The following is a 2,197-nucleotide window of genomic DNA, read 5'->3' on the forward strand; positions in this document are numbered from 1 at the left end:
ACAAATAAATCAAGGTAGCTGTATTTGTATCAAAACGTTGATTTTTGACACTACCCCGGAAATATGGAGGTGAAAAACATGTGTGAGATCATGGAAGAAATAAGAGAAAGTGGAAGACTTGAGGGAATTGCTCAAGGAATAGCTGAAGGAGAAGCAAAAGGAAAACTAGAAGAAAAAATTTCATTGGCTAAAAATTTAAAAAAATTGGGTTCAGAAGATATCTTTATTGCTAAGGCTTTAAATTGTAATGTGGACTATGTAAAAAAATTATTAGCCTGCTAATGAATGATTGTAGATGCAACTATTCAAATCTATTCCCTATCTATATTTTGTAGATAGGTATTTTTATAATCATATTACTATTCATTTTGTAAAAACGCATTATAATGAAACTGTTGGGAGGAAAGAAGTATGTGGATTGTATTTGCGTTTGGTTCGGCATTTTTTGCTGGATTGACTTCCATTCTTGCAAAATGTGGCATTCAAAAAACAGATTCAACAGTAGCAACGGTAATACGTACCATTGTGGTTTTGATTTTTTCATGGGTCATGGTCTTTGTAGTCAATTCTCAAAATCAGATCTATTCTATTCAAATAAAAACACTTTTATTTTTAATTTTATCGGGATTGGCAACAGGCGCTTCCTGGTTATGTTATTTTAAAGCTTTACAGTTAGGAGATGTCAATAAAGTTGTTCCTATTGATAAATCCAGTACCGTTTTAACTATATTACTAGCCTTTATTTTTTTACATGAAACCATTAGTATTCCAAAAATTATAGGTATAATTTTAATTTCAATTGGAACTATATTCATGATTGAAAAAAAAGATGTTGAAAAAAAAGAAACCAAGAATAACAGCTGGTTATTGTATGCCATTGGTTCAGCTGTTTTTGCTAGTTTAACATCAATTTTAGGAAAAGTAGGAATTACAGGCATTGAATCAAATTTAGGAACAGCTATACGAACCATTGTTGTATTGATTATGTCATGGGTAATGGTTTTTGTTTCGGGTAAACAAGAAAATCTAAAACATATTGATTCAAAAGAATTGTTCTTTATTTGTATTTCAGGATTAGCAACAGGTGCTTCCTGGCTTTGTTACTATAAAGCACTACAAGATGGATTGGCTAGTGTTGTGGTTCCTATTGATAAATTAAGTATTTTAGTAACCATTGCTTTTAGTTCTATTGTCTTTCATGAAAAATTATCGAAAAAAGCTAAAATTGGTTTAGCAGGAATTGTCATTGGAACATTTTCTATGTTGTTATAAAAAAATCTGGAAATTCCAGATTTTTATTTTGTTCACAGGTCAAGTGGAAAGCAGGTATTGTTTAATATCATCAATTTTCGGGCAAAGAAATTGTGAGTTTATATTGATTGTGGTATTTTTCCAATTGACGCTGTATGAAAAGTATATCATGATTCTTTTTTTGGTGGATTGTTATTTATTACATTACTATTGTTAGAAAAACAAAATAAAAAAATATAGATTTTCTTTCTAATAATTTATCTATCATTATAAAGAATCCATGCTATAATTTTCATTAGTTATGACTAAAAGAGAACAACAAAGAATAGAAACACGTAATAAAATATATGAAATTTCGTTTCAATTGTTTTTGGAAAAAGGATTTGATAAGGTAACGGTTCAAATGATTGTTCAGAAAGCCAATTTATCTGTAGGTGCTTTTTATCATCATTTTCAATCAAAAGAAGCAATTATTGATGAAAGATATAGAGACTTTGATGAAGTGCTGGAAGAAAAATATCATTTGGAAAAGCCAAAACAAGGTTTGGAATCAATTTATTATTTGGTTTATAAACAAAATGAGGCTTGTTTTGAAATGGGATATGAATTAACAAGTGTTTTATTTAAAAATCAAATTGGAATTCATCATTCTTATATGTTTAATACGGATCGTTTTTTAGTAAAAGAATTAAAAAAGAATGTGGATATAATGAATAATGGAAAAATAGAAACGGATATAATTGTAGAAGAATTGTTACGAATTACTAGAGGGACAATCTATGATTGGTGTTTACACGATGGAAATTATGATTTATTTGAACAAGCAAAGATTTGTGTAAATATGTGTTTGTTGTATTTTGGATTGATTGAAGGGCAAAGTTAATTTTGTCTTTTTTTTAGTATGACGGGCATGCCATACGTCTAGGGTGAAAGTCCCAAAGGAGGT

At 29.2% G+C, this 2,197-nt stretch carries 3 protein-coding genes; all 3 read left to right on the forward strand.

Annotated elements, in window-relative coordinates:
* Positions 1–78 precede the first annotated feature (78 nt).
* Positions 79–282: a hypothetical protein gene (locus ACI32A_RS04505; protein WP_439753837.1), complete on the forward strand. Its 204-nt coding sequence runs from the start codon at positions 79–81 to the stop codon at positions 280–282.
* Positions 283–411: 129 nt separating this feature from the next.
* Positions 412–1,272, forward strand: a complete 861-nt coding sequence (locus tag ACI32A_RS04510; RefSeq protein ID WP_439753838.1) for an EamA family transporter — start codon at positions 412–414, stop codon at positions 1,270–1,272.
* A 280-nt stretch (positions 1,273–1,552) separates the two neighbouring features.
* Positions 1,553–2,134 carry a TetR/AcrR family transcriptional regulator gene (locus tag ACI32A_RS04515; protein ID WP_439753839.1) on the forward strand — a complete coding sequence of 194 codons (582 nt, stop codon included), beginning with the start codon at positions 1,553–1,555 and terminating at the stop codon, positions 2,132–2,134.
* Positions 2,135–2,197 lie beyond the last annotated feature (63 nt).

The organism is Floccifex sp., assembly GCF_051873555.1.
GTDB lineage: Bacteria > Bacillota_I > Bacilli_A > Erysipelotrichales > Erysipelotrichaceae > Floccifex.

Excerpts from the sequence above, each read along its gene's own strand:
- ACI32A_RS04505 (WP_439753837.1), top strand. The coding sequence starts at position 79 with ATGTGTGAGATCATGGAAGAAATAAGAGAAAGTGGAAGACTTGAGGGA.
- ACI32A_RS04510 (WP_439753838.1), top strand. The coding sequence starts at position 412 with ATGTGGATTGTATTTGCGTTTGGTTCGGCATTTTTTGCTGGATTGACT.
- ACI32A_RS04515 (WP_439753839.1), top strand. The coding sequence starts at position 1,553 with ATGACTAAAAGAGAACAACAAAGAATAGAAACACGTAATAAAATATAT.